Origin of the sequence: Luteibacter yeojuensis (genome assembly GCF_011742875.1) — a bacterium.
GTDB classification, from domain to species: Bacteria; Pseudomonadota; Gammaproteobacteria; order Xanthomonadales; family Rhodanobacteraceae; genus Luteibacter; species Luteibacter yeojuensis.
On sequence record NZ_JAAQTL010000001.1, the window covers coordinates 1,531,791 to 1,553,451 of the forward strand.

Here is a 21,661-nt window from a genome sequence, read left to right on the forward strand (position 1 = left end):
CCCCTACGGGCGAGGTATCTCAAGGAATCCAGGGCGCCGGCTTCAGCCTGGCTTCCCATACGCTCCTTTCCAGACCGGCGTCGGCATCCGAAGGCGCGATACGGGCGAACGCCTCCGCCGTGGCCGCACGCAGCGCGAAGCTGAGGCCGGCGTAGCGTTCGTAATCCCCGAGGCTGCGCCGCGTGCCGAGCCACACGACGGGTTCGGGGGGGGGCCGTGCATGCCGAAGGCGGCTTCCGCCGCGAACATCGCGCGCATCCCCAACTGCGCACCGTCGAGTGCGGTCTCGCCCCGGGCCAGCGCCTTCGACTGGTCCTCCCAGACCTTCGGCATGCCCTGCCGCCCGTACTGGTGCCAGAGGACGTGCCGGTGCGGGTGGAACAGGTCGTAGCCATGCGTGTAAGCACGCACGGCCAGTGTGATTTCCTCGGTATTGAAGTAGTGGTCCGGATCGGCGGGCACGTCGCGGACGAAGCGTCCGTCGGCGAAAGCGAATCCGCCGCTGAAGAACCGCGCGCGAAGGGGGGCGGCAAGGCCCGCGGGCGAGTCGATGGGCGTGGCACGCGTGCGCACGACGCCAGGACCGCCGAAACCGACGAAGTCGATCTGGTAACCCTCGTCGCAGCGCTCCGGCACCGGCCGCCCCGGTTCATAGGCGGGAGGATGCGCCACGAGCACGGGACGCGGGTACCGTTCAGAACGGAGGCCTTCCAGCATCGCGACGAGTTGAACGTCCCAGCCGCGTGCGAAACGATGGTGCGAGTCGAGTTGCAGCGTGTACCGTTCGTCCGCGAATCCCTGCTGCGCCATCGCCCTCGCCCAGCCGCATCCGCGCGACTCGCCCATCGCATAGTCGAAGACCCGCACGGATGCCCCTCGCCGTGAAAGCAAGTGCTGGCGGCGGCCGGCGACGACGCTGCTCGTCATGCCGAAGCCCGCATCGGCGAACGCGGACGGATGCTCGCTTTCGTCGTGCTGCCAGCACACGCTCACACGCAACCGGCCAGGAAGCGTCGCCCTGTCGACGAGATCCACGAGGGTAGGCAGCAGCTCGGGATCCCGATAAGCGGGAATCTGCACGAAGATCGTTTCGCCGGGGTCGTCCATGGCGGTTTCCGATGCGCCTTCCTGGCACGCGATCGATGCTACGCCCCTGCCGGCCGGCTACGAAAGAGGTTCGCAGCCCCGGGTATCAAGCGTTTCCAGCAAATCCCCGACCGCCCCCTGGCCCGGGATCGCATAAGCGGGATCGATGTCGGACAACGGCAGCAGGACGAAGGCGCGCTGCGCCATGCGCGGATGCGGAAGCTCGAGCCGCTCGTCGTGAACGATCGCGTCGCCATACGTAAGCAGGTCCAGGTCCAGCGTGCGCGGCCCCCAGCGCTCGCCGTCGCGCACGCGCCCGAAGGCGCGTTCGGTGTCCAGCAACAGGTCGAGCAGGGCATGCGGCCCGAGGAGCGTATCGACCGCGATGGCGGCGTTCACGAAGTCCGGCTGGTCGACGACGCCCCAGGGCGCGCTGCGATAGAAGCGTGAACGCCCCGCCAGTGCGATATCCGGATGGGTGGCAAGGCGATCGATGGCGGCCTCGAGGGTCTGCCGGGCATCGCCGAGATTCCCACCCAGGCCGATGAAGGCGCGGGCCTTCACGCGCCGCCCGAGTCGCCCTTGCCACGTCCCACGGGCTTGCGCCGGCGACGGCGCTTGCGCGCGGGCGCGCCGCTGGCCGCCGAGGGTTCGTGCGGAGGAACCCCGCCGCCGCCGAGCGCCGCCGCCAGCATTTCCGGCGGGAGCTGCTGCGCGTGCGCCCACCATTCGCCGAGTTCGCGCATGCGCGGGGATTCGTGCGCGCGCAGCAGCAGGAAGTCGAACGCGGCGCGGAAGCGCGGATGCGACATCAGGCGGAAGACGCGCTTGCGATGGATCTGCTCGAAGCGCGGCTGCAACGCCCAGATCTCTTCCATGGTGAAGGTGAAGCGGCGCGGGATGGCCACGCGCTGGCACTGCTCCCCCACCACGTGCACGGCGGCGCGCTGCCAGGCCTCGTTGGCATCGCAGCCCTGGGCGATCCAGCCCTGGGCCTGGTCGCGCACCTCGCCCCAGAGCAGCACGGCGTAAAGGAAGGCCGGCGTCACCGACTTGCCCTCGGCGATGCGGGCGTCCGTATTTGCCAGGCCCTGCTCGACCAGTGCGCGCAACGCGTGGTCGCCGCGCTCGAGCGCGCGGGCGGTGGCCGGGAAAAGGAATTTCAGCAGGCCGCAGTCCTCGAGCATCTTGAAGCTCTTGAGGCCATGGCCTGCCAGGAACAGCTTCAACGACTCGTCGAACAGCCGGGCCGGCGCGGCCTCGCCCAGGAGGTGGCCGAGTGAGGCGAACGGCGCGGCGGCCGCCGGATCGATGGTAAAGCCCAGCTTCGCGGCGAGACGCGCGGCCCGCAGCATGCGCACGGGGTCTTCGCGGTAGCGCTGCTCCGGGTCGCCGATGAGCCGCATGCTGCGGTCTTCGAGATCGCGCATGCCGCCAACGTAATCGCGGACGCTGAAATCGGCGATGTCGTAGTAGAGCGCGTTGACGCAGAAATCGCGGCGGACTGCGTCTTCCTCGATCGTGCCCCAGATGTTGTCGCGCACGATCCGGCCGTCGACGATGTGGCGGTCGCCCTCCCCGCCCTCCTCGCCGGTGCCGCGGAAGGTCGCCACTTCGATGATTTCCGGGCCGAACACGACGTGCGCCAGACGGAAGCGGCGGCCGATCAGGCGGCAGTTGCGGAACAGCCCCTTGACCTCGTCGGGAGTGGCGTTGGTCGCCACGTCGAAATCCTTCGGGTGCCCGCCCAGCAGCAGGTCGCGCACGGCCCCGCCGACGAGGTACGCGGCAAAGCCTGCGTCGTGCAGGCGATACAGCACACGCAAAGCGGCCTTGCTGATGTTCTTGCGGGAGATGGCGTGCTGTTCGCGCGGAATGATGCGCGGTACCGGCGGAACGTCACTCCTGGTTTCGGGATTCAAGCGGTCGAAGTCCTGGCAGGCGCCCCGGCGCCCATACACGTGGCTGCCCCACCGTCTGGTGGGATGAATGGGCCAAATGTAACGAATTCGGCCCCATTCGACGAGCGGCCGTGAAACCCATTGCCGACTCGCCGAATTAGGCTATACTAGCTCGCTTCGTACTTCCGGTACGACCCGCTCCCTTCGTCTAGTGGTCCAGGACACCGCCCTCTCAAGGCGGGAACACGAGTTCGAACCTCGTAGGGAGCGCCACTTTCCTTCCGGCGCCGAACCGTTCGCATGACCTTTGTCGTCACCGACAACTGCATCAAGTGCAAATACACGGACTGCGTCGAGGTCTGTCCCGTCGACGCCTTCCACGAAGGTCCGAATTTCCTCGTGATCAATCCGGACGAGTGCATCGACTGCACGCTCTGCGAGCCGGAATGCCCGATCAACGCCATCTACCCCGAGGACGACGTCCCCGCCGGGCAGGAGACGTTCGTCGCGCTGAACGCGGAACTCGCGAAAGACTGGCCGGTGATCACCGAGCGCAAGGACGGCCTGCCCGACGCCAAGGAATGGGAAAACAAGCCCGGCAAGCTGGATCTCCTCCAGCGTTGAAGAGCGTACCCGCCGGCAAGCCGTGGTGCGGCGAGCAGGACGGTTTCGTTATTTCAGGACGGCCTGATCGCCGGGGTTGTAGACGAAGAGCGCTCCCCCTCCCCCCACAGTGGGAAGGGTCATCCGGATGACCGGCACCCAGCGGCCCGTCTGCGACCTGAATTCCTGCTGGTTTGCCCGCGCTTCGGCCAGGCCGACGGTTTTACCGGCGACGTAGAAAAACGCCTCCAGGGGAATCCGCCTGTCGCCCTGCCCCCAGGTTCCCACCATGACCTCGTTATGCAGCGCGAACCAGGCAGGCAACCTCTGCCGGATCACCGACTGCGCATAGAACGCGCGCCAGGCATTGGGCGTTCCGGGCGTTATCCGGAAACCACACTGGTTTCCGTACATGCCACGGTTGGCAAACCTTTGCAGCCAGGCGGTTTCGTCCTGGACACCGATATCCTGGCATGGCCTGGAGTCAGCGATACCCGGATACGCGCCGCAGCCGTCCCGCCTGTCGCCCGTCCTGTTATTGGTCGCGCCATCGAAGGGATAGACGCACAGCGCCGTCAACTGCGTGTATCCGTCCGAAGGGGCATCGGCGTAGAAATGAGGCAGGATGACGAAGCCGTTGGTCAGGTCATACACCAGACCGTTGTACGCGGAATCTACCCGCAACCAGGAGAACGACACCCCATAGGGCGTGGGCGAGGATGGATTGGGATTCCAGACGTAATATCCGCCTCCGCGCCGGGTCGCGCGCATGAGGATCCCGGAGCACAGCACCGCCGGAAGGGGATTGGGATCGCCGGCATACTTGGTGCAGGAAGCGAAGTTTTCCCAGTAGCGCTCCGTCAGGTGCCGGGCGACCGTCGGTCCGTCCGTATCGGCGGCCACGCCGATCGCCGCTCTCTGTTGTCCAGGCGGCCTCGCGGTGCCCGCCGACATGCCATAGCGGGGGCCGGGGCCCGCGCAAGCGGCCACCACGGCGACCATGAAGCCCATGGCCAGTGCGCGCATTCCATGTGTCATCCATGCGTACATGTCGAAACCTCCCTGTATCGATAACGGGGCGCGGATCGCACCGGGGCTACTGGATCGGCTGGTCTTCCTTCAGGTAACGGAACGCCGCCATGCCGTTCGGGACCACGGGCATCGTCACTTGAATGACCGGCACCCAGCGCCCTACCGCACTGAAAAAATCTTCCTGGTTGAGCATGGCTTCACCGCGTCCGCCCGAACCGTTGACGTAGAAGAAGGCTTCGAGGGGCAGGGCCGGATCGTTCTGCGGCCACGTGCCCACCATGAGTTCGTTGTGCTTCGTAAACCCGTTCGGCGCTCCCTGACGGATCTCCATGTGCGCCCGGAAAGCGAGATAGGCATTGGCCGTACCGGGCCCCAAGGCAAACCCGCACTGCCTCTCGTTGGGCGGATCCCATCCGAATTTCGTCACCCACTGATGGCTCGTGGTGATGTTCTGCGCCTGGCAAGGCCGGCTATGGGTATCGCTCCCGAACTGGTCGCAACCGTCGTTGTTTCCACCCGTCCGCTCCCACGTCCAGCCATCGAAAGGAAAGACGCACAGCACGGTCAGTGGCCGGAAACCGCCGGACTCATCGGTGGCGAAACGGGGCATGAGGATGTATCCACTTCCCTTGCCCCAGACAGGCGTGGCGAATGCCGCATCCCTGCGCAACCAGGAAAACGGCACGCCGTTCTTGATAGGAGAACCCGGATTCGGATTCCAGATATGGAATCCAGGCCCTCGCGTGGATACGCGCAGGAGAATGCCCGAGCACAGCACCGCCGGCTGCGGGTTGGGATCGCTTGGCTTCGTGCAGTAGGGCGACGTATCGTCGTAGCGTGCCTGGAGGTGACGGGCGATATCCTCGCCCACCCCGCCCCGAATGCCAGGCCGGGGCGGCGGCATCTCGTAAGGCATCGCGCCCGGATCCGCCGCCCGCGCTCCGACCCTCGCCTGCGCGGCGCTATCGTCATCGAACGACGCATCGCCGGGAGGCCGCACCGTCGTCACGCAACCGGCAAGCAGGATCGCCGCGACGCCCAGCCAGAACGCACACCGCGTGCGCGCGCATGCAGCATTCATCCGACGCCTCCTTGTGTCGGTTTTCCCGGTCGCGGCCAGCGCAACGCTTACCGCGTGCGCCGCAAGTATCGGCAATCGCCCTTTACCGATCCATCCACCGTTCGTTGTAGGGGCGGCGGCAGGTCCTCGGCCACGACCGCGATAACCGGCGATGGCGCAAAGAAAAACGCCGCCCGGAGGCGGCGTTTCCCAAGAGGCGAACCGTGTGGCTTACTTGCTGCCCATGCGCGACTTCAGTGCATCGATGACGCGACGCACGCCATCGGCATCGCCCTGCGCGCGCACTTCGCTGCCGCTGCCGCTGGACGTGACGGCGAGCACGACGTTGTGCCCGCCACCGGCCGCGGATGCCGTGGCGTCCCCGGCATTCTGGTCGGTGTTCTTGCCGGCGCCGAACATGCGGCGGAAGAAGCCCGGGCGACCTTCCGGCTTACCGCGATTCACGGCGATCTGGTAGGTGTGCGTCGCGTCGTCGTGCGAGGTGACCTTGCCCAGGTCGCCCACGCTGAGCAACTCGCCGATGCGGCGGTAGGCGGCGTCGGCATCGTCGGCGAGGATGAAGCCATCGGACACCGGCGCGGCGGCCTGGCTGGAGGTGGCGCCGGCGGCACCGGAGCCCACGTCGGGAATGACCAGGGCGGCGCTGGTCGACGGCGTGTCGAGGCCGGGCGGAATCTCGAGGGGGGCTTCCTGCCGGGCCTTTTCCCAATCCTTCTTGGAGCGGAACGCGCCGCAACCGGAAACGACCAGGACGGAGAGGAGCAGTGCCGGGACGACCAGCGCGTACGAGGTTTTCTTCATGAACTTTGGGTTCCGTTGGAAGGTTGCTTCAGGCGGCGGACGCCAATGGTGCCAGAGCCGCGAGTGTTTCGCGTAGCCGCGCCAGCGCCGGACCCGGTCCGAGCTCCACCAGCGGCGGCCGGGGGACGGCCGAACCAAGCCCCAGGGCGGCCAGGCCGGCCTTTACCGGGATCGGGTTCGGCGCGCAATTCAGGGCCTCGACCAGAGGGGCCAACCGCGCCGCCGCCTCCGCCGTGCGCCCGGCATCGCCCGCACGGGCGGCGTCGCAGAGCGCACGGAAGGCTTCGGGCACGAGATTGGCCACGACGGAGATGGTCCCCGCGGCGCCCGCCAGCATGGCCTGGTGCGCCGAACCGTCGTCGCCGCTCAGGTAGACGAAATCGGCACGGATAAGTTCCGCGATGGCCTGGATGCGCCCGGCGTCGCCGCGGGCCTCCTTGATGCCGACGATGGCGGGGTGGTCGCGCAGTTCCGCCACCGTTTCCGGCGCGATGTCGCAACCGGTGCGCGGCGGCACGTTGTAGAGGATGACGGGCAGGCCGCCCTGGTCGGCCACGGCGAGGAAATGACGACGGAGGCCTTCCTGCGTGGGGCGGACATAGAACGGCGCGACGACCAGCGCGGCATCCGCGCCGAGGGCCTTCGCCCGGCGGGTCGTGGCGACGGTCTTCGCCGTGCCCGCCTCGCCGGTGCCGGCGATGACCGGAATGCGCCCGGCCACGCGCTGCACGGCGAACGCCAGCAGGCGCTCGTACTCGTCGTGCTCGAGGAAATGCGATTCACCCGTGGAGCCGGCCACGACGACCGCCTGCGTGCCGCCGGCCAGCTGCTGGTCCAGCAGCCGCCCGAAGACCTCGAGGTCGAGGGAACCGTCGGCGGCGAACGGCGTCGCCAGCGCGGTGATGCTTCCTGAGATATCCAAGGTGAAACCCGTTGTGTCATCAGCCCTTCGCATGTTACCGGGGCCGTTCCGGCACGTCCATTCGGCGTGCAAGGGCACTCTTGCTAGCGTGCGACGGGGGCAAGTAAGCTGCCCCCAAAGCGTTGGTTCCGCGCCCCGCGGGACGCGCCATGGGTAAACCCGCCTTGAATCGTTCTGCAGCACGCAACGGCACCACCGATAACCAGCTCCTCATCTCGACGCTGTCGCCGGCGCACCGCGCGCCGATCCTGGCGCTGGCCAAGCGGATCGCCGACTCCGGCTGCAACCTCGCCGATGCCCGCGTCTCGACGATCGGCAACGATACCTCGGTGATGCTCCTCGCCGCCGGCGCGTGGGATGCCGTGGCCAAGCTGGAAACCTCGCTGGGCAAGCTCGGGCGCGACGAGGAGTTGCAGATCGTCCACTACCGCACCACGCCGCGCGAGCCGACGACGCACCTGCTGCCTTACCTGGTGGAAGTGATCGCTGCCGACCGTCCCGGCATCCTGGTGAAGATCATCGAGTTCTTCTCCCGTCGCGACATCAGCGTGGAGCAGCTTTCCTCCATGCGTTACCAGGCGATGCAGACCGGCGCCGAGATGTTCCAGGCGCAGATCACGATCGGCATTCCCGCGGAGACGCACATCGCCGCCCTGCGCGACGATTTCCTCGAACTTTGCGATGGCCTCAACCTCGACGCCATCATGGACCCGGTGAAATTCTGAACGACGAGGAGCAGCGGACGTACGCATGACCGGCAAGGGCAAGAAGCTACCGAAACTCGAAGGCACGCTCGGCGACGGCTCCACGCTGTCCCTGTCTTCGCTCAAGGGCCAGTGGGTCGTCGTGTTCTTCTATCCCAAGGACAACACGCCAGGCTGTACGAACGAGGCGAGGGACTTCCGCGATCTCTACGCGACGTTCCGCGCCCGCAACGCGGAGGTCGTCGGCGTCTCCCGCGATTCGGTGCGCTCGCACGCGAACTTCGCGGCGAAGCACGAACTCCCCTTCCCGCTCGTTTCCGACGCCGACGAGACCTGGTGCAAGGCATTCGACGTCATCCACGAGAAAGTGCTTTACGGAAAACGCCACATGGGCGTGGTCCGCAGCACCTTCCTCATCGATCCCGACGGCCGCCTGGCCGCGGAATGGCGCGGCATCAAGATCCCCGGCCATGCGCAGGCCGTCTTAGAGAACGTTCCACCCGCGTGACGGATACCGCGACACGCGGCTTTCCCCTCCGGCCGTCGCCGTGCGGCCGGCAATCGCAACCTCCGCATGAGGTCACTTCCGCATGACCGGAAGCAAGCGCATCTACGCCCTCGACACCAACGTGCTGCTGCACGACCCGACCGCGCTGTTCCGCTTCGAGGAACACGATGTCTTCATACCGATGACGGTGCTGGAGGAACTTGACGAGAAGAAGAAAGGCGGCTCGGAAGTCTCGCGCAACGGCCGCCAGGTAAGCCGATTCCTCAACGAACTGATCGAGCGCGGCAACGGCCACGGCATCCGCGACGGCCTGGAACTCACCAACCCGCAAGGCATCAACCTCAAGCGCGGCGCCGTGGGCCACCTGTTCTTCCAGCAGCGCGCGGGGCACGGCAACGGCAAGGCCGACAACCAGATCCTCGCCTCCGTCATCGATCTGCGCGACCAGTTCCCCGACCGCCCGGTCATCCTCGTCACCAAGGACATCAACCTCCGCATCAAGGCGTCGATCTACGGCATCACCGCGGAGGACTACGAGAACGACCGCGCGCTGGACGATTTCGCGCTGCTCTTCACGGGTTCCGACGAGCTGCCGGAGGATTTCTGGAGCCGGCATCCGGAACTGCGCTCGTGGAACGAGCGCGGCCGCACCTTCTACGAGGTGGACGTACGCGACGACGAGCTGTGGTACCCCAACCAGTGCCTCTACATGCCCGGCGAGAACGACGTGGAACTGCGCGTGCTCGAACTCACCGGCGACGAGGACACGCGCAAGGCGAAGCTCGTGCTGCTCGACGACCACAGCCACGCCGCGCATGGCGTATGGGGCATCGCCGCGCGCAACCGCGAACAGAACTTCGCACTCAACCTCCTGATGGACCCGGAAGTCGATTTCGTCACCCTGCTGGGCACCGCCGGCACCGGCAAGACCCTGCTGGCCCTCGCCGCCGGCCTCGCCCAGGTGATGGACCAGCAGCGTTACCGCGAGATCATCATGACCCGCGCCACCGTCTCGGTGGGCGAGGACATCGGCTTCCTGCCCGGCACGGAGGAAGAAAAGATGACGCCGTGGATGGGCGCGCTGACGGACAACCTCGAAGTGCTCGCCAATCCGGAGGAAGGCGGCTCCTGGGGCAGGCAGGCGACGAACGACCTGCTGGCCTCGCGCGTGAAGATCCGCTCGCTCAACTTCATGCGAGGCCGCACCTTCCTCAGCCGCTACCTCATCATCGACGAGGCACAGAACCTCACGCCAAAGCAGATGAAGACCCTGATCACCCGCGCCGGTCCCGGCACGAAGATCGTCTGCCTGGGCAACGTGGAACAGATCGACACGCCGTATCTCACGGAAACCACGTCGGGCCTCACGTATGCGGTGGACCGCTTCAAGATGTGGGGTCATTCGGGCCACATCACGCTGAAGCGCGGCGAACGGTCGAGACTGGCGGATTTCGCGTCGGAAGCGTTGTAGCGGAAAACACGGGCGCGGGCATGAGGCTCGCGCTCTTTTCATGGAACCCAGCGCCTTGCGCATGAGGACCGACTATCCTCCACGCATGACCAGACCCAACACCCTCACCGTCGCCGGCTCCGACTCCGGTGGCGGCGCAGGCATCCAGGCCGATCTGAAGACCTTCCACGCGCGCGGCACGCACGGCCTCACCGCCATCACCGCGGTCACCTCGCAGAACACGCGGGGCGTCACGGCGGTACACACCCTGCCCCTGGCCCATATCCGCAGCCAGATCGACGCTGTCTTCGACGACTTCCCCATCGCCGCGGTGAAGACTGGCATGCTCGGCAGCGCCGCCGTCACCCGACTCGTCGCGAGGGAGATGCGCAAGCGACAGCCGGCGTGGCTCGTCGTCGATCCGGTCATGATCGCCACCAGCGGCGCGCGGCTGCTCGACGAGGACGCCATCGCGGCGCTGGTGGATCGCCTCATTCCCCTGGCCGACGTGATCACGCCCAACCTGCCGGAGGCCCAGGCCCTGCTCGGCCGGCCGCTGGGCCGCGACATCGATGCCGTCGGCGCCGACCTGCTCGCCCTCGGTGCCGGAGGTGTCCTGCTCAAAGGCGGCCACGCGAAAGGCCGCGACGTCGTCGACCGCTATTACGACGCCACCGGCGTCGTGGAAGTCCGCCATCCCCGCCTCCCTTTCGAAGGCCACGGCAGCGGCTGCACCCTGGCTTCGGCGGTGGCCGCCGGGCTGGCGCGGGGGCGGTCGCCCCGCCAGGCCGTCCGCGAGGCGCTCGCCTGGGTGAACAAGGCCTTCCAGCGCGCCTGGCGGCCCGGCGGCGGTGCCGCCCACGTGCTCGGACACTGAGCCCGGAGTATCCTATGCGCGTTGATACGGGCCGCCCGCGGCCGTATGTATCGCCCGCTCCCCTCGAGTCCAACGCATGAATTTCCTCGGGCCACGCTTCATCGTCCTGTACGTGCTGATCCTGTTCACGCTCTGCGTGCTGCTGGTGCACCTGCGCGGCCGCTCGCGCCTGCGCTTCGACCGCCAGCTGGTCGACCATTCGGCCATCTTCGCGCCGTACAACCTGCTGATGTACGCCTTCTCCGCCGTGCCCGCCCGGCCGATCCTCGACCGCAGCGGCTTCCCCCAGTTGGACCTGCTCCAGGCCAACTGGCAGGCCATTCGCGAGGAAGCGCTGCACCTGTTCGACGAGGGCTTCATCCGCTCCGCCGAGAAGCACAACGACGCCTCGTTCAATTCCTTCTTCAAGCAGGGCTGGAAGCGCTTCTACCTGAAGTGGTACGGCGAACCGCTCGCCTCCGCCGAAGCGCTGTGCCCGGAAACGGTGAAGCTGCTCAACGCCATCCCGAGCGTGAAGGCCGCGATGTTCGCCCTGCTGCCGCCGGGCAGCAAGCTGAATCCGCACCGCGACCCGTTCGCCGGGTCGCTGCGTTACCACCTCGGCCTCATCACGCCGAACTCCGACGACTGCCGCATCTTCGTCGACGGCGAAATGCATGCGTGGCGCGACGGCAAGGACGTGGTCTTCGACGAAACCTATGTGCACTGGGCCGAGAACCGCACGGACCAGACCCGCGTGATCCTGTTCGCCGATGTGGAACGTCCGCTGAAGAGCGGCCTGATGACCGCGATCAACAAGCGCGTGGGTGCCTTCATGGGGTCGATCACCGCCTCGCCCAACAGCGACGACGGCAAGGAGCAGGTCGGCTTCGTGAACCGCATGTTCGCGCTCAACCAGCGTAGCCGCGAGCGCTCGCGACGGTTCAAGAAGTCGAACCCGAAACTCTTCCGCGTGCTGAAGTACATCGGCATCCTGCTGCTGATCTGGCTCATCTTCCTGGCGCCGTATCCATTCGTCCGCTGATAAGCGTGAAACCTCTGGGAGCCGGCTACGCCGGCGATCCCGCGGCAGCGGGCACGCTTGTCGCGAGCACCCATCGCCGCTGAAGCGGCTCCCGCACAAACCCGCCCAAACAAAAGCCCCGCGCGATGGGCGGGGCTTTCGGTGTACAACGGAACCGCCGGCTTACGCCGTGGCGCGGATCCGCTCGACGATCGCGTCGCCGAAGGTATCGGTCGTGCCGGTGCCGCCGACGTCCGGCGTGGTGCGGTCGCGGGCGTCCATCGTGTCGCGGATGGCGCTGCGCAGGCGAGTGGCCTTGGCGACCATGTCGAGGTGGTCGAGCATGTCGGCCGCGGCGAGCAGCAGCGCGCAGGGGTTGGCCTTCTTCTGGCCCGCGATGTCCGGCGCCGAACCGTGCACGGCCTCGAAGATGGCCGCGTCCTTGCCGATGTTCGCGCCCGGCGCGAGGCCGAGGCCACCGACCAGACCGGCGCAGAGGTCGGAGAGGATGTCGCCGAACAGGTTGGTGGTGACGATCACGTCGAACTGGTACGGATTCATCACCAGCTGCATGCACGCGTTGTCGACGATCATCTCGCTGAATTCGAGATCGGGGTAATCCTTCGCCACTTCGCGCGCCACGTCGAGGAACAGGCCCGACGAGGTCTTCATGATGTTGGCCTTGTGCACGGCCGTGACCTTCTTGCGCCCCTTCCTGCGCGCCATCTCGAAACCGTAGCGGCAGATGCGCTCCATGCCCGGGCGGGTGTTGCGGATGACCGACACGGCCACCTCGTTCTCGCCCTCGCCCTCGCGCGTCTGGCCTTCGGCCATGTACGCGCCCATGGTGTTCTCGCGCACCGTGATGATGTCGATGTTCTCGTAGCGCGCCTTCGTGCCCGGGAAGCTGATCGCCGGACGCACGTTAGCGTAGAGGTCGAACTTGCGGCGGAGGGTGACGTTGATCGAGGTGAAACCGCCACCGATCGGGGTGGTCAGCGGACCCTTGAGGGCCACCTTGTGCTTCTCGATCGCATCGAGCGTGGCCTGCGGCAGGAGATCGCCATGCTTCTCGAGCGCCACCATGCCGGCGTCCACGTAGTCGTAGGTGAGGCCGCAGTCGAGCGCGTCGAGGACGCGGATCGTCGCGTCCATGATCTCGGGGCCGATACCGTCGCCGGGGATCACGGCAATGGTTTTGCTCATGGGGATACTCCTGAGGGGGTGGCGCAATGGGGAGAAAATCGTCCAATTATCGGCGATCTACCCCGTTTCCTCAAGGATCGCGCGCGGGTCAGGCGGTCGTGTGGTCCGCGCAGGCGGCCGCTTCGCCCGTCGCCTCGCCTTCGAGGGAATCGAGGAAATCGACGGCGCGGCGCAGGTGCGGGATCACGATGGACCCGCCCACCACGAGGCCGACGCTGAAGACCTCGAAAAACTCGTCGCGGTTCACGCCCGCTTCCTTGCACTGGGCCACGTGGTAGCTGATGCAGTCGTCGCAGCGCAGCACCATCGAGGCGACCAGGCCGAGCATCTCCTTGGTCTTCACGTCCAGCGCACCCTCGCGGTACGTCTGCGTGTCGAGGGCGAAGAAGCGGCGCACCACCTGGTTGTCCTCGGCCAGGATCCGTTCGTTCATCCGTTTGCGGAACGCGGTGAACTCTTCCACGCGATCGCCGGCCATCAGTGCGCCGCCCCGAGGATCTCCGCCAGGCGGCCGCTGCGGTCGGCCGCGGCGAGGTCGTCGAAACCGCCCACATGGGTGCCGTTGATGAAGATCTGCGGCACCGTGCGACGGCCGCCGCTCTTCTCGAGCATCGCCTCGCGCTGGGCGGGATCGGCGTCGATCCGCACCTCGTTCCAGGACAGGCCCTTGGCCTTGAGCAGGTTTTTCGCCGCCACGCAGTACGGGCAGACGGCGGTCGAATAGATGGTGATCTCGGGGGTGGACATGGAACGATTTCTCGGCGGGAATAGGCGCGAAATGGTGGCCCGGGACGGATTTTACAAGACGAAACGAACCCGCGGCCCACCTTACTGTCAAAGCCATCCAAGCGCCCCGTCCGTGGAAGGCGACTCTTCGTTTGGTGATGGTATCGTCGTTCGACCTATGCGCCCGTCCTTTCCCCGCCTCGCCCTCATCGCCACCGCCACCCTCGCGACCCTGGTCGCGGGCGCCCAGGACGCCGTCCGCCTCCCCGACCTGGGCAGCTCCGCCAACGCCCTCATCAGTCCGCGCGAGGCCGACCAGTACGGCGCGATGATGCTGCGCCAGATGCACGCGCTGGACATGACGGTGGACGACGCGCTGCTCGACCAGTACATCAACGACCTGGGCTACCGCCTGGTGGCGGCCAGCGACCGTCCGAAGGACCACTTCTCCTTCTTCATCGTGCGCGACGACCAGATCAACGCCTTCGCCGCGCCGGGCGGCTACATCGGCGTGAACGCCGGCCTGATCGACATCACCAGCAGCGAGAGCGAGCTGGCCGGCGTCATCGCGCACGAAATCGGCCATATCACGCAGAACCACCTGTACCGGGCCTTCGAGGACTCGAAGAAGAACGCTCCGCTGATGGCCCTCGTGCTGCTGGGCGCCATCGCCGCCGGCGCGGGCGGCGGCGCGGGCGACGCCGCTCCCGCCGTGCTCATGGGCGGCCAGGGCCTGCTTCTCCAACGGCAGATCAACTTCACCCGCAAGGACGAGATCGAGGCCGACCGGGTCGGCATCCAGACCCTCGCCAATGCCGGTTTCGACCCGAATGCCATGGCCGGCTTCTTCGGCCGCATGCAGGACACCCTGCGCGTCGGTCAGGGCGAGGAAGCCCTCCCCGCGCTGCTGCAGACCCATCCGGTGACCCTCGCCCGCATCAGCGACGCGAAGGCGCGCGCCCGTGTGCTCGAGGAGCGCCAGGCGAACCGGCCGCGCCTGCCCACCCTCGACAAGACCACCTGGGAGAAGAGCACCGCCCCGGTGCTGTACGTGAAGGACCCGACCACCCTGGTCGGCACCGCCGCCAAGCCCCCCAAGGACAGCGTCGGCGACACGTATGCGCTGATGCGCGAGCGCGTGCGCGTCCTGTCGGGCGACGCCCGGAAGCTCTCCGGTTACTACGCCAGCAACCTGAAGCGGAAGGATTTCGATACCGCGGCCAACCGCTACGGGTACGCCCTGGCGTTGTTGCGGAGCGAGCAGGGCGCGGCGGCCGTGGACCAGCTCCAGCCGCTCCTGTCGAGTCAGCCGGGCAATGTGGTGATCCGGCTCGCCATGGCGGACGCATACCAGGCGGCGGGCAGGCACGGCGACGCCATGGCGATCTACAAGGCCCTGCACGACAATTCCCCCCGCAACCGGGCCGTGGTCCTGGGCTACGCCAAGGCTCTCGCCAACAGCGGTCGGGCCGACGACGCCCGCGCGGCGGCGGCCATGCTGCGGCCGATGCTCGACGACAGCGACGATCCTGAGATCTTTCGCACTTTTGCCCGGGCCAGCGAACGCGCGGGAGACAGCGTGCGCGCCGCCGAGGCCTATGCCGACAGCGCCTACCTGTCCGGCCGCCCCTTCGACGCCATGGAACAGCTGCGCCGGCTGCTGAAGCGGGACGACCTCGACTACTACCAGCGCTCGCGCATCCAGGCCCGTATCGGCGACCTGACCCCGCTCCTCCTCGAACTGCGCAAGAAGCGCGTCGCCACCGACGACAACCCGGACGGCCGGAGCCAGTGAACGGCGGGCGCCGGTTTGCCGAAAAGGCCTAATGTGACGATTGTCATTGCCGTGTAACACTGCATGGCTGCAATATGACCGTCATAGCCAACGAGCGGTCACAGCGTGCATAAGCGCATCCTTATCGTGGAAGACGAAGCTTCGATTCGCGACATGGTCGCCTTCGCGCTTCGCAAGGCGGGCATGGATGCGGCGCACGCCGCGGACGCCCGCGCCGCCCAGATGGCCATCTCGGAACGGGTTCCCGACCTGATCCTGCTGGACTGGATGCTCCCGGGCACCAGTGGCCTGGAGCTGGCCCGGCGCCTGCGCCGCGAGGAACTCTCGCGGGAGATCCCGATCATCATGCTCACCGCCCGCGGCGAGGAAATGGATCGCGTGAACGGCCTGGAAGCCGGCGTCGACGACTACGTCATCAAGCCCTTCTCCACCCGCGAACTGATCGCCCGGATCAAGGCGGTGCTGCGCCGCAGCCAGGGCGACGACGGGTCGGGCGTGGTGGAACTCGGTGGCCTGCGCATCGACGGGCCAGCGCACCGTGTGTTCGCCGGCGAGGACGCCGTGCCCATCGGGCCGACCGAATACCGCCTGCTCTTCTTCTTCATGACCCACCCGGAGCGCGTGTACTCGCGCGCGCAGCTGCTCGACCACGTATGGGGCGGCAGCGTGTATGTGGAGGAACGCACGGTCGACGTGCACATCCGCCGCCTGCGCAAGACGCTGGAGCCGTGGAAGCTGGACGACATGGTCCAGACCGTCCGCGGCGCAGGTTACCGGTTCTCCTCCAATACCTAGGTTTTCCGGGTCCAGGCGCGCTATGGTGGGTGCCACCAGACCGTCATCGGCCCAACGCATGTCCGATCGCTTCGTCACCACCTGGCGACTTCCCGCCGCATGCGCCGTGGCGCTGCTGGCGGCCGCCGGCGTCGGTTTGCTGGTAGGTGCGACCCTTCCTGTCATCGCCGCGGTCGCCGTAGCGGAAACCGTCGTGCTGCTGTCTTTGTTCCGTCATAAGACGCGGCCAATGTTGCAATCGCCCGCCACGTCCCACCCTGAGCATGACCGTCTGATGACTCGCACCCGCCGTATCGCCTCACGCCTGCGCGACCTGCGCAGCGCGGCCGGAACCCTGCCGGACGCCGTGGTCCTGCTCGACCACGGCCTGCACGTGCGCTGGTTCAACCACGCGGCGGAAGACCTGCTCGGCCTCAAGCGTCCGCGCGACCGCGGCCGTTCCATCGCGGAGCTGCTACGCAATTCGGAACTTGCCGAATGGCTCGCCGACGGCGGACGCGAACCGCTCAACGACGTCACCGCCCCCGGCCATCCCAACCGCCACGTCACCGCCACGCTGTTGCCCTTCGGCAGCCGGCAGCGCCTGCTCCTGGCGCGCGACACCAGCCACCTCACCCGCCTGGAACAGATCCGCCGCGACTTCGTGGCGAACGTCTCGCACGAGCTGCGTACGCCGCTCACGGTGATCCACGGCTATCTCGAGCTGCTCGACCCGGAAGACGTGCCCGAACTGGCGCCGGTGCTCGACGAGATGCGCGCGCAGTCCAAGCGCATGGGCCAGATCGTGGAAGACCTGCTGACCCTGTCCCGCCTGGAAACGCAGGACCACGTGGCCGAGGAGCACGTGCAGATGTCTCCCCTGCTCGCCAGCCTGCGCAAGGAGGCCGAAGCGCTCAGCCAGGGGCGGCACACGATATCGCTCGATGTCGCCACCCCGTACGACCTGCTCGGCTCGCCGAAGGACCTGCACAGCGCGTTCTCCAACCTCGTCAGCAACGCCGTGCGCTATACGCCCACCGGGGGTCGCATCGCCATCCGCTGGGCCGAATTCGAAGGCGGCGCGCGCTTCTCGGTACAGGATTCCGGCTTCGGCATTCCCGCCGCGCACATCGCCCGCCTCACCGAACGCTTCTACCGCGTATCGTCCAGCCGCTCGCGCGACTCGGGCGGCACGGGCCTCGGCCTGTCCATCGTGAAGCACGTGCTGAACCTGCACCAGGCCCGCCTGGCGATCGAAAGCGAGCCTGGCAAGGGCTCGACCTTCGCCTGCGTGTTCGGCAGCGAGCGCCTGATCGACGGAGCGCGGGTCCAGGAAGCCGCCGGACTGCACCCCTGATGGCCAGGATGGCTTGCTGCGTCGCCGCTTTCCGGCATGATCGCCGATGAGCCACCATCGGACGTCGTGAGTGGAACATTGGAACGCATGAGCAAGACCGTGGATCTCGCCAACCCCGAGCTGTACATCAATCGCGAACTGGCGGCACTGGAATTCAACTTCCGTGTCCTGGCCCAGGCGCGCGATCCCGACGTGCCCGTGCTGGAGCGCCTGCGCTACCTCACCATCGTGAACAACAACCTCGACGAATACTTCGAGGTGCGCGTGGCCGTGCTCAAGCACAAGCACGCCCTCGGCGCCGCCGTACCGGGTGCCGACGGCCTCTCGTCCAGCGAGATCCTCGCGCGCATCCGCGAGCGCGCGCTGGAGCTGGTGGCCGAGATCTTCGACACCTGGCGGGAGGAACTGCTGCCGGCGCTCGATGCCGAGGGCATCCGCTTCCTCACCCGCGACGGCTGGAGCGACAAGCAACGCCGCTGGCTGCAGGGCTATTTCCAGAACGAGATCATGCCGGTGCTTTCCCCGCTCGGCCTCGATCCCGCGCATCCGTTCCCGCGCATCCTCAACAAGACGCTCAATCTCGCCGTGGTGCTCAAGGGCCGCGACGCGTTCGGGCGCGAGGGTCACATGGCGCTGGTGCGGGCACCGCGCTCCCTGCCGAGGATCATCCACCTCCCCGCCGAGGTCTCCGGCGGCGACGGCGATTTCGTCTTCCTCGCCGAAGTGCTGCAGGCGTTCGCCGACGAGATCTTCCCCGGCTTCCAGGTCTGCGCCGCCTACCAGTTCCGCGTCACGCGCAACAGCGAGCTGGTGGTCGAGGAGGCCGAGGTGGAGAACCTCGCCCGTGCGCTGAGCGAGGAACTCGCCGGTCGCGGCTACGCGCGCCCCGTCCGCCTCGAGGTCGGCGCCGACTGTCCGCGCGCGATCACCGAGATGCTGATCGCGAATTTCGACCTGGAGGAAACGGACGTCTATCGCTGCGACGGCCCGGTGAACATCATCCGCGCCGGCATGATCTACGACCAGGTGGACCGCCCCGAACTGAAGTTCCCGCGTTTCACCCCGCGCCTCTCGCCCGCCTTCGACAAGGGCGTGAACGAGTTCGACGTCCTCGGCGCCCGCGACGTGCTGCTGCACCACCCCTACGAATCCTTCGCCTCGGTGGTGGAACTGCTGCGCCGCGCCGTGGACGATCCGGGCGTTCTCGCCATCAAGCAGACGCTGTACCGCGCCGGCAAGGATTCGCCGCTGGTCGACCTCCTGGTGGAGGCCGCGCGCAACGGCAAGGACGTCACCGTCGTGATCGAGCTGCGCGCGCGTTTCGACGAGGAGGCCAACATCGGGCTCGCGAACCGGCTGCAGGAAGCCGGCGTGCAGGTCGTCTACGGCGTGGTGGGCTACAAGACCCACGCGAAGATGCTGCTGATCGTGCGCCGCGAAGGCGGCGGCCTGCGCCGCTACGTGCACCTGTCCACCGGCAACTACCACCAGGGCAACAGCCGCGGCTACACCGACATCGGCCTCATGACGGCCGATCCGGAGATCGGCGAGGACATCCACAAGGTGTTCCAGCAGCTTTCGGGCCTCGGCCCGATGATCCAGCTGAAACGCCTGCTGCATTCGCCGTTCACGCTCTACACCAGCGTGATGGCCAAGATCGAGCGCGAGACGGAGCACGCACGCCACGGGCGGCCCGGCCGCATCGTCGCCAAGCTCAACGCACTGAACGAGGCGCACGTCGTCGAAGCGCTCTACCGCGCCTCCATGGCGGGCGTGCAGATCGACCTCATCATCCGCGGCGCGTGCACGCTGCGCCCGGGCATTCCGGGCGTGTCCGACAACATCCGCGTCCGCTCCATCGTGGGGCGCTTCCTCGAGCACAGCCGCGTCTACTGGTTCGGCAACGACGGCGCGCCCGAACTGTACTGCGCCAGCGCGGACTGGATGGAGCGAAACCTCATGCGCCGCATCGAAGTGGGCGTGCCGATCCTCCAGCCGGAACTCGCCCGCCGCGTGTACGACGAGACGCTCGACAACTACCTGCGCGACAACACGCAGGCGTGGATCCTCGGCAGCGACGGCCGCTACACGCGCAGCCACCCGGCCAGGGGCGAGGCGCCGCACGCGGCGCAGCAAGCCCTCCTCGCGGCTTACAGCGGGTGAAGCGGCGCATCCTCCTCCTGTCCGTGTCCGCCGGCGCGGGCCATGTCCGCGCGGCGCAGGCGCTCGAAGCGGCGGTTGCCACGCTGGCGGAGGACGGACGCGAGGTGGAGGCCCGCCACCTGGACGTGATGGACTATGTGCCATCGAGCTTCCGGCGCATCTACGCCGATTTCTACCTGCGCCTCATCACGCGGCATCCGCAGCTGTGGGGCATGCTTTACCGCATCACCGACGACGCCCGTCCCGAAGCGCTCACCCAGCGCATGCGGCGGACCGTCGAGCGCCTCAACACGCGGCGGCTGCGCGCCGCCATCGCGCAGTTCGCGCCGGACGCGATCGTCTGCACGCATTTCCTTCCCGCCGAGATGCTCGCACGGCAGATCCGCAAGGGACGGATCGACGTGCCGGTGTGGTTGCAGGTCACCGACTTCGACCTGCATCGCATGTGGATCATTCCGGAAATGACCGGCTACCTCGCCGCCAGCCCGGAGATCGCGCAACGCATGCGCGCCGTGGGCCTGCCCGCCGAGCGCGTGCACGCCACCGGCATCCCGGTGATGCCCGCGTTCGCCGGACCGCACGACCGGCGCGAGCTCTCGGCCGAATTCGGTTTCGACCCGGAGAAGCCGGTCTACCTCGTCATGGGCGGCGGCGCCGGGGTCGGCGGACTGGCCGAGCTTGCCGAAGCCCTGCTCTCGGCGGCCGAGGGCTTCCAGCTCGTGGTCCTTGCCGGCCGCAACGCCGCGGCACTCGAAAGGCTGCGCGCCCTCGCGTCGTCGCGCTACCCCGGCAGGCTCTTCCCGCAGGGATACACCCAGCACGTCGACCGCCTGATGGCCTGCTGCGACCTGGCCATCACGAAGCCCGGCGGCCTCACCACCTCCGAATGCCTGGCGATGGGCCTGCCCATGATCGTCAACGCGCCCATTCCGGGCCAGGAAGAACGCAACGCCGACTACCTGCTGGAACACGGCGCGGCATGGAAGGCGATCGACGCCGTGTCGCTCGCCTGGCGTATCGGCCAGATCCAGGCGCAACCCGCGCGTCTCGCCGCCATGGCCGCGAACGCGCGTGCGATCGGGCGTCCGCACGCGGCACGCGAAGTCGTGGCCACGGTGCTCGACCAGTTGGACGGTGCATGAGCCATTCCCCGCGTCGCCGCATCGCCGCCGTCGTCTCGACCGCCCTTTTCACGCTGCTCCTCGCCTTCTGCTTCGCCCATGTGGAAATCGAGATCGAGGGCCCGCACGGCTGGGCCACGAGCCTGCCCACCTGGCGTATCGAGAACCACTGGCTGCTGGACCTGCTCTGGGGTGGACGGCCGATGACCGGCTACCACGCATGGGTCTTTCCCTTCATCGCCCTGTTCTTCCACTTCCCGATGGTGTTTCGCGGCTTCTGGAGCTGGCGTGCCCAGGTACGGGCCATCGCCTGCGTGATGCTGTTCTGGGTGGCGGAGGACGGCCTGTGGTTCGTGCTGAATCCAGCCTTCGGACTGGCCCGGTTCGACCCGGCGGACGTGCCCTGGCACCGGCACTGGTGGGGACCGGCGCCCACGGATTACTGGGTCTTCGGATTCCTGTGCATCGTGTTGTTCGTTCTCTCTGCGTTGCCGAAGCCCCGCCCTGCCGTGGGAGCCGCCATAGCGGCGAGAAGCCCACGAAGCGAGTAA

Annotated in this window: 22 protein-coding genes and 1 tRNA gene; 13 read left to right on the forward strand and 10 right to left on the reverse strand. The window is 67.4% G+C overall.

Annotation, left to right across the window (positions count from 1 at the left end):
• Positions 1-42: 42 nt before the first annotated feature.
• From HBF32_RS06920 to pcnB, 3 genes are read right to left on the reverse strand one after another with little or no spacing between them, the layout of a single operon-like run.
• Complete coding sequence (locus HBF32_RS06920) at positions 43-1,107, reverse strand: GlcNAc-transferase family protein (RefSeq protein ID WP_166698955.1); 1,065 nt, start codon at positions 1,105-1,107, stop codon at positions 43-45.
• Between the two features lie 57 nt (positions 1,108-1,164).
• Positions 1,165-1,650, reverse strand: coding sequence for a 2-amino-4-hydroxy-6-hydroxymethyldihydropteridine diphosphokinase (gene folK, locus HBF32_RS06925; RefSeq protein ID WP_166698956.1), 486 nt, complete (start codon positions 1,648-1,650; stop codon positions 1,165-1,167).
• Positions 1,647-3,008 carry a polynucleotide adenylyltransferase PcnB gene (gene pcnB / locus HBF32_RS06930; RefSeq protein ID WP_166698957.1) on the reverse strand — a complete coding sequence of 454 codons (1,362 nt, stop codon included), beginning with the start codon at positions 3,006-3,008 and terminating at the stop codon, positions 1,647-1,649. Before pcnB ends, folK begins: the two co-directional genes overlap by 4 nt.
• Positions 3,009-3,184: 176 nt before the next feature.
• Between pcnB and HBF32_RS06935 the strand changes: the two genes are divergently transcribed.
• Together HBF32_RS06935 and fdxA are read left to right on the forward strand one after the other, a co-directional pair.
• Positions 3,185-3,260 (forward strand) — tRNA-Glu (locus HBF32_RS06935).
• 27 nt (positions 3,261-3,287) lie between these two features.
• Positions 3,288-3,611 (forward strand): ferredoxin FdxA, encoded by a 324-nt coding sequence (gene fdxA / locus HBF32_RS06940; protein WP_166698958.1) that lies wholly within the window; start codon positions 3,288-3,290, stop codon positions 3,609-3,611.
• 48 nt (positions 3,612-3,659) lie between these two features.
• On the opposite strand, the gene HBF32_RS06945 is transcribed toward fdxA, so the two are convergent.
• The 4 genes from HBF32_RS06945 to dapA form a co-directional block, all read right to left on the reverse strand.
• Entirely contained in the window at positions 3,660-4,616 is a 957-nt protein-coding gene (locus HBF32_RS06945) for a hypothetical protein (protein WP_166698959.1), read from the reverse strand.
• Between the two features lie 70 nt (positions 4,617-4,686).
• Positions 4,687-5,703 (reverse strand): hypothetical protein, encoded by a 1,017-nt coding sequence (locus tag HBF32_RS06950; RefSeq protein ID WP_166698960.1) that lies wholly within the window; start codon positions 5,701-5,703, stop codon positions 4,687-4,689.
• A gap of 210 nt (positions 5,704-5,913) precedes the next feature.
• A complete protein-coding gene (locus tag HBF32_RS06955) occupies positions 5,914-6,504 on the reverse strand; it encodes a hypothetical protein (protein ID WP_166698961.1) in 591 nt (196 codons plus the stop codon).
• A 28-nt stretch (positions 6,505-6,532) separates the two neighbouring features.
• Entirely contained in the window at positions 6,533-7,426 is an 894-nt protein-coding gene (dapA, locus tag HBF32_RS06960) for a 4-hydroxy-tetrahydrodipicolinate synthase (protein WP_166698962.1), read from the reverse strand.
• A gap of 149 nt (positions 7,427-7,575) precedes the next feature.
• Here dapA and HBF32_RS06965 point away from each other — a divergent pair, with 149 nt between their 5' ends.
• The 5 genes from HBF32_RS06965 (at position 7,576) to HBF32_RS06985 (ending at position 11,989) form a co-directional block, all read left to right on the forward strand.
• Positions 7,576-8,151, forward strand: coding sequence for a glycine cleavage system transcriptional repressor (locus HBF32_RS06965; RefSeq protein ID WP_166698963.1), 576 nt, complete (start codon positions 7,576-7,578; stop codon positions 8,149-8,151).
• Between the two features lie 25 nt (positions 8,152-8,176).
• Positions 8,177-8,638: a peroxiredoxin gene (locus HBF32_RS06970; protein WP_166698964.1), complete on the forward strand. Its 462-nt coding sequence runs from the start codon at positions 8,177-8,179 to the stop codon at positions 8,636-8,638.
• Between the two features lie 82 nt (positions 8,639-8,720).
• Complete coding sequence (locus HBF32_RS06975; RefSeq protein ID WP_166698965.1) at positions 8,721-10,109, forward strand: PhoH family protein; 1,389 nt, start codon at positions 8,721-8,723, stop codon at positions 10,107-10,109.
• 85 nt (positions 10,110-10,194) lie between these two features.
• Positions 10,195-10,965 carry a bifunctional hydroxymethylpyrimidine kinase/phosphomethylpyrimidine kinase gene (gene thiD / locus HBF32_RS06980; protein ID WP_166698966.1) on the forward strand — a complete coding sequence of 257 codons (771 nt, stop codon included), beginning with the start codon at positions 10,195-10,197 and terminating at the stop codon, positions 10,963-10,965.
• 100 nt (positions 10,966-11,065) lie between these two features.
• Positions 11,066-11,989 (forward strand): aspartyl/asparaginyl beta-hydroxylase domain-containing protein, encoded by a 924-nt coding sequence (locus tag HBF32_RS06985; RefSeq protein ID WP_338039796.1) that lies wholly within the window; start codon positions 11,066-11,068, stop codon positions 11,987-11,989.
• Between the two features lie 162 nt (positions 11,990-12,151).
• On the opposite strand, the gene HBF32_RS06990 is transcribed toward HBF32_RS06985, so the two are convergent.
• The 3 genes from HBF32_RS06990 to grxC form a co-directional block, all read right to left on the reverse strand.
• Positions 12,152-13,174 (reverse strand): isocitrate dehydrogenase, encoded by a 1,023-nt coding sequence (locus HBF32_RS06990; protein WP_166698968.1) that lies wholly within the window; start codon positions 13,172-13,174, stop codon positions 12,152-12,154.
• 88 nt (positions 13,175-13,262) lie between these two features.
• Positions 13,263-13,652 carry a carboxymuconolactone decarboxylase family protein gene (locus HBF32_RS06995; protein WP_166698969.1) on the reverse strand — a complete coding sequence of 130 codons (390 nt, stop codon included), beginning with the start codon at positions 13,650-13,652 and terminating at the stop codon, positions 13,263-13,265.
• The gene (gene grxC / locus HBF32_RS07000; protein ID WP_166698970.1) at positions 13,652-13,921 is read right to left on the reverse strand and encodes a glutaredoxin 3; all 270 of its coding nucleotides are present in this window, start codon (positions 13,919-13,921) and stop codon (positions 13,652-13,654) included. Before grxC ends, HBF32_RS06995 begins: the two co-directional genes overlap by 1 nt.
• A 157-nt stretch (positions 13,922-14,078) precedes the next feature.
• On the opposite strand from grxC, the gene HBF32_RS07005 reads away from it, so the two are divergent.
• The 6 genes from HBF32_RS07005 to HBF32_RS07030 all read left to right on the forward strand — a co-directional run bounded on the left by HBF32_RS07005 (position 14,079) and on the right by HBF32_RS07030 (position 21,661).
• Entirely contained in the window at positions 14,079-15,695 is a 1,617-nt protein-coding gene (locus HBF32_RS07005) for a M48 family metalloprotease (RefSeq protein WP_166698971.1), read from the forward strand.
• Positions 15,696-15,800: 105 nt separating this feature from the next.
• Complete coding sequence (gene phoB, locus HBF32_RS07010) at positions 15,801-16,490, forward strand: phosphate regulon transcriptional regulator PhoB (RefSeq protein ID WP_166698972.1); 690 nt, start codon at positions 15,801-15,803, stop codon at positions 16,488-16,490.
• A gap of 58 nt (positions 16,491-16,548) precedes the next feature.
• Positions 16,549-17,826, forward strand: coding sequence for a phosphate regulon sensor histidine kinase PhoR (gene phoR, locus HBF32_RS07015; RefSeq protein WP_166698973.1), 1,278 nt, complete (start codon positions 16,549-16,551; stop codon positions 17,824-17,826).
• Positions 17,827-17,913: 87 nt separating this feature from the next.
• The gene (gene ppk1 / locus HBF32_RS07020) at positions 17,914-19,989 is read left to right on the forward strand and encodes a polyphosphate kinase 1 (RefSeq protein ID WP_166698974.1); all 2,076 of its coding nucleotides are present in this window, start codon (positions 17,914-17,916) and stop codon (positions 19,987-19,989) included.
• Positions 19,986-21,131 (forward strand): MGDG synthase family glycosyltransferase, encoded by a 1,146-nt coding sequence (locus tag HBF32_RS07025; protein WP_166698975.1) that lies wholly within the window; start codon positions 19,986-19,988, stop codon positions 21,129-21,131. The genes ppk1 and HBF32_RS07025 overlap by 4 nt, the downstream gene beginning before the upstream one ends.
• Positions 21,128-21,661, forward strand: coding sequence for a hypothetical protein (locus HBF32_RS07030; RefSeq protein WP_166698976.1), 534 nt, complete (start codon positions 21,128-21,130; stop codon positions 21,659-21,661). Before HBF32_RS07025 ends, HBF32_RS07030 begins: the two co-directional genes overlap by 4 nt.

Coding starts and splice junctions, on each gene's coding strand:
- HBF32_RS06920 (WP_166698955.1), bottom strand. CDS start 1,107: ATGGACGACCCCGGCGAAACGATCTTCGTGCAGATTCCCGCTTATCGG.
- fdxA (WP_166698958.1), top strand. CDS start 3,288: ATGACCTTTGTCGTCACCGACAACTGCATCAAGTGCAAATACACGGAC.
- HBF32_RS06945 (WP_166698959.1), bottom strand. CDS start 4,616: ATGCGCGCACTGGCCATGGGCTTCATGGTCGCCGTGGTGGCCGCTTGC.
- HBF32_RS06950 (WP_166698960.1), bottom strand. CDS start 5,703: ATGAATGCTGCATGCGCGCGCACGCGGTGTGCGTTCTGGCTGGGCGTC.
- HBF32_RS06955 (WP_166698961.1), bottom strand. CDS start 6,504: ATGAAGAAAACCTCGTACGCGCTGGTCGTCCCGGCACTGCTCCTCTCC.
- HBF32_RS06965 (WP_166698963.1), top strand. CDS start 7,576: ATGGGTAAACCCGCCTTGAATCGTTCTGCAGCACGCAACGGCACCACC.
- HBF32_RS06970 (WP_166698964.1), top strand. CDS start 8,177: ATGACCGGCAAGGGCAAGAAGCTACCGAAACTCGAAGGCACGCTCGGC.
- HBF32_RS06975 (WP_166698965.1), top strand. CDS start 8,721: ATGACCGGAAGCAAGCGCATCTACGCCCTCGACACCAACGTGCTGCTG.
- thiD (WP_166698966.1), top strand. CDS start 10,195: ATGACCAGACCCAACACCCTCACCGTCGCCGGCTCCGACTCCGGTGGC.
- HBF32_RS06990 (WP_166698968.1), bottom strand. CDS start 13,174: ATGAGCAAAACCATTGCCGTGATCCCCGGCGACGGTATCGGCCCCGAG.
- HBF32_RS06995 (WP_166698969.1), bottom strand. CDS start 13,652: ATGGCCGGCGATCGCGTGGAAGAGTTCACCGCGTTCCGCAAACGGATG.
- grxC (WP_166698970.1), bottom strand. CDS start 13,921: ATGTCCACCCCCGAGATCACCATCTATTCGACCGCCGTCTGCCCGTAC.
- HBF32_RS07005 (WP_166698971.1), top strand. CDS start 14,079: ATGCGCCCGTCCTTTCCCCGCCTCGCCCTCATCGCCACCGCCACCCTC.
- phoR (WP_166698973.1), top strand. CDS start 16,549: ATGTCCGATCGCTTCGTCACCACCTGGCGACTTCCCGCCGCATGCGCC.
- ppk1 (WP_166698974.1), top strand. CDS start 17,914: ATGAGCAAGACCGTGGATCTCGCCAACCCCGAGCTGTACATCAATCGC.
- HBF32_RS07030 (WP_166698976.1), top strand. CDS start 21,128: ATGAGCCATTCCCCGCGTCGCCGCATCGCCGCCGTCGTCTCGACCGCC.